This window comes from Streptomyces malaysiense (assembly GCF_000980885.2).
In the GTDB taxonomy this organism is placed as follows: domain Bacteria; phylum Actinomycetota; class Actinomycetes; order Streptomycetales; family Streptomycetaceae; genus Streptomyces; species Streptomyces malaysiense.
The window spans coordinates 1-1473 of sequence record NZ_LBDA02000102.1 but is presented as its reverse complement, the minus strand read 5'-3'; the positions used below and the strand labels follow the sequence as shown (position 1 = coordinate 1473).

1 protein-coding gene is annotated in these 1473 nt (G+C 67.8%); it reads right to left on the bottom strand.

Features of this window, described 5'->3' with window-relative positions; translation table 11 throughout:
- On the bottom strand, positions 1–1174 hold a 1174-nt coding region (locus VT52_RS32155; protein ID WP_046429206.1), incomplete at its 3' end, for an IS110 family RNA-guided transposase.
- Between the last annotated feature and the right edge of the window lie 299 nt (positions 1175–1473).

The following is a 1473-nucleotide window of genomic DNA, read 5'->3' as shown; positions in this document are numbered from 1 at the left end:
GGGTGGCGCGTTCGGGGTCGCGCTGGGCGAAGTAGGTGCCGCCCAGTTCGTGGTAGGCGACGTTGTCGGTGAGCATGTGCCAGATCGCGGTGACGATCGAGTGTTCGACGGCGACCAGGGCCCTGAGCGGGCCGCGGCGGGCGGTCAGCCGCTTGTAGCGGGCCTGCAGGTAGGTGTCCTTGGTTCTCACCGCGCCGAAAGCGGCGAGGCCGAGGGCGCCTTTGAGGTAGGGGTTGCCGGGGCGGACCTTGGCGCTCTTGGTGCGGCCGGCGGACTCGTGATGGCCGGGACAGACGCCGGACCAGGAGGCGAGGTGCTTGGCGGAGGCGAACCGGCTCATGTCGCCGCCGGTCTCCGCGATGATCACCTCGGCGACGGCCTGGTTGATTCCGGGGATGGTGTCCAGGAGGTCGAGGGCGGGACGAAAGGGGGCCATCGACTCTTCGATCCGCGTATCGAGCTGCCGGATCGCGTCGGTGAGCTGGTCGTAGTGGTCCAGGTGAAGCCGGGTGAGGAACGCGTGGTGTTCACGGAAGCGTCCGGTCAGCGCCTCGGTGAGTTCGGGGATCTTGTTGCGGAGCTTGCGCTTGGCCAGCTGGGCGAGGTGTTGCGGGTCGCGTTCCCCGGCGATGAGGTCTTCGAGCATGGCCCGGCCGGAGACGCCCATGATGTCGGATGCGACCGCGGCCAGTTTGATGCCGGTGTCCTCCAGCAGCTTCTCCAGGCGCTGGACGATCTGGCCACGTTCGCGGGTCATCTGGGTGCGGGAGCGGGTCAGGTCCCGCAGTTCGCGTACCGGTTGGTCGGGCACGAACGAGGCACGGACCAGGCCGTGGGCGCCGAGCTGGGCCAGCCAGGCCGCGTCCGAGACGTCCGTCTTGCGGCCGGGCAGGTTCTTGGCGTGCCGCGCGTTGACCAGGATCACGTTCAACTCGTCGGCCAGCAGGTAGTAGAAGGGCTTCCAGTAGTCCGATGTCGCCTCGATCACTACCAGGGTGACTTCGGCGGTGATCAGGTGTTCTCGTAGGGCGAGCACCGCGTTCGTCGTCGAGCCCCAGGTCGTGGTCTCGGTGGTGAACGCCCCCCGCCGCTTCGTGCTTGGGGTGCGGACACACGCCTTGGCGTCCTTCTTGCTGATGTCGACACCGGCGCAGCGTTCGTGCAGTACGTCCATGTCTCGCTCCCTCCCTCAACGGCCGAGCGGTACGCCGTTCCGGGAGGGCCAGGGTGAATCAGGGATTCTGACGCACGTGCTCACAGCAACACTCCACGGTTCCCGTGGACGGCCCTCGGCACCATGCTGACCTGCGAGCTCGCGGGCATCACAGAGACCTCGGTTTCGGCCGGAACGAACTCCTCCAGCGTCCCGGACCGGTATCAGCCCACGTCAGGGCAGACAGAAGCATCCTCGGCGCGCGCCACGGGATTTACCACGCCCCCGGCGCGCACCGAAGGTGCGCCGCGTTGCTGACC